The sequence below is a fragment of the Roseomonas rosulenta genome, from assembly GCF_016106005.1.
Classification (GTDB): domain Bacteria; phylum Pseudomonadota; class Alphaproteobacteria; order Acetobacterales; family Acetobacteraceae; genus Neoroseomonas; species Neoroseomonas rosulenta.
Map to the genome: position 1 here is coordinate 1 of NZ_JACADR010000364.1, position 3746 is coordinate 3746.

Sequence of the window (3746 nt, forward strand, 5' to 3'; positions counted from 1 at the left end):
GCGGCCGCGGCGCCGGCGGGGCGTGCCGAGTCCGCACCCCGCCTGGCCGGCGAGGCCGAGGCGCTGCCCAAGATCGGCATCGGCCCGCTCGCTGCCGCCGCGCAGCCGCTGCTCGACCTGCTCGGCCGCCTGTCGAACGCCGGCATGACCGCGCCGCCGCAGGGCGAGGAGCTGCGCGAGCGCGCGCTGCGCGCCTTCCGCCAGTTCGAGACGGATGCCCGCGACCTCGGCGTGAGCGCCGAGCAGGTGCGCGCCGCGCACTACATCCTCTGCGCCAGCCTCGACGACGTGGTGCTGTCCTACAACTGGGGGCAGGGCAGCGTCTGGTCTGTGCAGTCGCTGGTCGCGACCTTCCACCAGGACGTGAAGTCGGGCGACCGCTTCTTCGACGTACTGGCCGGCATGCAGAAGGACCCCGGGCGCTGGAAGGATGCGCTCGAGGTCGCCTACCTGTGCCTCGCCCTCGGCTTCCAGGGTCGCTACCGGCTCTCGCCGCGCGGCGCCTCGGAGCTCGAGCGCATCCGCGAGGGGCTCTACCAGCTGCTGGTGCAGGTGCGCGCCCCCTGGGAGCGCGAGCTCTCGCCGCATTGGAAGGGCGTCGATGCGCCGCATCGCGGCCCGCGCAAGGGCGTGCCCGCCTGGGTCGCGGCCTGCGTGGCGGTGTTTGCGCTGGGCATGGGCTATGCGTGGCTGGCGAATGCCATGAACGAGGGCTCGGACGAGCTCTATGCCCGCATGGCCGCCCTGCCGCCCGGCGCCTTCCCCGAGATCGTTCGCCCCGCACCGCCGCGCCCGCCTGCACCGCCGCCACCGCCGCCGGCCAATGTGCCGCCGCCGCCGCCGGACTTCCTGGTCACGCTGCGGCAGTTCCTCAAGCCCGAGATCGACCAGGGGCTGCTGACGGTGTTCGGCGACGGGCGCTCGGTCACGGTGCGGCTGAAGGGCACGGGCATGTTCGCCTCGGGCTCCGCCACGGTGGAGCCGCGCTTCATCCCGATCCTGCAGCGCGTCGGGCAGGGATTGCGCACCGAACCCGGCCGCGTCCAGGTGATCGGCCATTCCGACAACCAGCCGATCCGCACCGTCCGCTTCCCGTCCAACTTCCAGCTCTCGGCCGCCCGTGCCGAAGCCGCCTCGGCCATCATCGCCGAGGCCACCGGCAATCCCGCGCGCTTCTCCACCGAAGGGCGCGCCGATGCCGAGCCGATCGCCGACAACCGCACCGCCGAAGGGCGCGAGGCCAACCGGCGGATCGAGGTGATCCTGCTGCGAGGGACGAACTGACGATGGAACTCCTCACGGTCCTCCAGCCGTTCCTCAAGGGCCGCGCAATCGCCGCGCTTCTGGCCGTCTCGCTGTTGACGCCGATCGTCTGGCTGTTCGGCCCGATGGTGAACATCGGCGGGTTCCGGCCGCTGGAATCCGAGATCAACCGGATGATCGTCTGCGCGGCACTGTTCGTGCTGTGCCTGGCCTTCATCTGGTTCTCGGATCGGCGCCGGCGGCGGCGCGACGCGCTGCTGGTGCAGGGCATCGCCGAGCCCGACCCGACCGCGGACCGCGCCGCCGAGGAGGAGGGCGAGCTCCGCGAGCGCCTCACCGCCGCGATGGACCGGCTCAAGGCCAGCAGCAGCAAGAAGGGCGGCTTCCTCTACGAACAGCCCTGGTACGTCATCATCGGCCCGCCGGGCTCGGGCAAGACCACCGCACTCGCCAATTCCGGCCTCGACTTCCCGCTCAGCGACGGCGGCAAGCTGCAGGGCGTGGGCGGCACGCGGCTTTGCGAATGGTGGCTGTCCGACAATGCCGTGCTGATCGACACCGCCGGGCGCTACACCAGCCAGGATTCCGATGCCGCGGCGGACAAGGCGGGGTGGGAGCGCTTCCTCACGCTGCTCAAGAAATCCCGCCCGCGCCTGCCGCTGAACGGCGTTCTGGTGACCTTTGGCGTCGACATGATCTCGCGCCTCGGCCCCGCCGAGCGCGAGCAGCACGCCCGCAGCGTGCGCCGCCGCATCAAGGAGCTGGAGGAGAAGCTCGGCCAGCGCCTGCCGGTCTATTTCATGATCAGCAAGTCGGACCTGCTGGCCGGCTTCATGGAATTCTTCGACGACCTCGACAAGACCGCGCGCGAGCAGGTCTGGGGCTTCACCTTCCCCGCAGAGACCGCCGGCGAAGTGGGCGCGGCCGCCAAGTTCACCGAGGAGTTCCAGCTGCTGCTGGCCCGCCTGCAGGACCGCGTGCTGGAACGCCTCCAGCAGGAACGCGGGCCGCAGCAGCGCGCCGCGTTGGCCGGCTTCCCGGCGCAGTTCGCCTCGCTGGAAGCGCCGCTCGCCGCCTTCGTCACGGCGGCCTTCGCGGGCACGCGGATCGACCCCGCGCCGATGCTGCGCGGCGTCTACTTCACCTCCGGCACGCAGGAGGGCAGCCCGCTGGACCGCCTGGCCGGCGCGCTGTCGCGCTCCTTCGGGCTCGATCCGAAGCGCCCGGCCTCGGTGATGCAGCAGAAGGGCCGCGCCTACTTCATTCACAAGCTGCTGAAGGACGTGGTGTTCAACGAGGCGCGGCTCGCCTCCGGCGATCGCAAGGCGGACAAGCGGCGGCGTCAGGTGGCGATCGCCGCCTGGTCCCTGGCCGGCCTGCTGATCGCCGGCGGCGGGCTTTATGGCTGGTCGGCCTGGAGCGGGGAGCAGGCGCGCGCCGCGCGGCTCGCCGAGCAGGTTGGCAAGGCCGAGCAGGCGGCGCAGGGCCTGCCCTTCGACCGCATCACCGACGCCGAGTTCCGCCGCATCCTGCCCTACATGGACGCCGCGCGCGGCCTGCCGCCGGCGGTGCAGGGCGACGGGCCGATGTTCGGCCTCAGCCAGGGCGAGAAGCTCGAAGCCGGCGCCAATGCCGCCTATCGCCGCGCGCTCGACCGGTCCTTCCTGCCGCGCCTGCTCGCCCGGCTCGAGGACGCGATGCGCACCAGCTTCCAGCGGCCCGACGAGCTGTATGACGCGACCCGCGCCTACCTGATGCTCGGGCAGGAAGGGCCGCTCGACGCCGACCTGGTGAAGAACTGGTTCGCGCGCGACTGGTTCCGTGCGTTTCCCGGTGCGGTGAACCAGCCGATCCGTGATTCGCTGATGGCGCATCTCGATGCCACCATCGCGCGCAACTACCATCGCTATCCGGTGGATGGCGCGCTGGTGGATGCCTCGCGGCGCATCTTCTCGCGCCTGCCTTTGGCGGACCGAGTCTTCTCGCGCCTGCAGACGGCGGCGACCGCGGCGAACATCCAGCCCTGGCGCCCGGCCGATGCGCTCGGCCAGGCGGGGCAGCGGTATTTCGTGCGGGCCTCCGGCCAGCCGCTGACCGAGGGCATCCCCGCGCTCTACACCATCGACGGGCTGTATCGCGGGCTGCTGCCCGTGCTCGGCCAGTCGGTGCGCCAGGGTGTCGCGGAATACTGGGTGCTGGGGCCTGAGGGGGCCAACCTCGGCACCGACGACCCGGCGGCGCTGGAGCAGTCGGTGCTGCGGCTCTACGCGCAGGAATATGCGCGGCAGTGGCAGGCGATGATGGACGACCTGAACCTCGCCCCACTGCCGCCGGCGCTGCCGCAGCAGGCCGAGGCCCTGAACCTGCTGGGCGCGCCCAATTCGCCCATGAAGGACCTGCTGCGCGCCATCGCCCGGCAGCTCACGGTCGGTACGCCGCCGCAGGGCTGGGCGCCGCCCGGCCGGCAGCCGCGCCAGCCGCCG

Annotated in this window: 2 protein-coding genes; both read left to right on the forward strand. The window is 72.0% G+C overall.

What is annotated here, in order from left to right; genetic code table 11:
- Positions 1-1284 (forward strand): type VI secretion system protein TssL, long form (gene tssL, locus HW578_RS24215; protein WP_198373268.1); only part of this gene is annotated, 1284 nt, incomplete at its 5' end.
- Between the two features lie 2 nt (positions 1285-1286).
- Positions 1287-3746: type VI secretion system membrane subunit TssM (gene tssM, locus HW578_RS24220; protein WP_198373269.1), on the forward strand; the 2460-nt coding region annotated here is incomplete at its 3' end.